At 51.6% G+C, this 217-nt stretch carries 1 rRNA gene; it reads right to left on the bottom strand.

Annotated features, from left to right (window positions below):
• A 16S ribosomal RNA gene (locus tag QQ041_RS22100) occupies positions 1-217 on the bottom strand; the annotation flags it as partial.

Here is a 217-nt window from a genome sequence, read left to right as displayed (position 1 = left end):
TTTACGCCCAGTAATTCCGATTAACGCTCGCACCCTCCGTATTACCGCGGCTGCTGGCACGGAGTTAGCCGGTGCTTCTTCTGTTGCTAACGTCAAGAGATAGCGCTATTAACACTACCCCCTTCCTCACAACTGAAAGTACTTTACAACCCGAAGGCCTTCTTCATACACGCGGCATGGCTGCATCAGGCTTTCGCCCATTGTGCAATATTCCCCA

Source organism: Vibrio sp. TMPB1044 (genome assembly GCF_030442075.1).
GTDB classification, from domain to species: domain Bacteria; phylum Pseudomonadota; class Gammaproteobacteria; order Enterobacterales; family Vibrionaceae; genus Vibrio; species Vibrio satsumensis.
The sequence above is the reverse complement of the archived record's forward strand: the minus strand, read 5'-3'. Positions and strand labels throughout refer to the sequence as shown.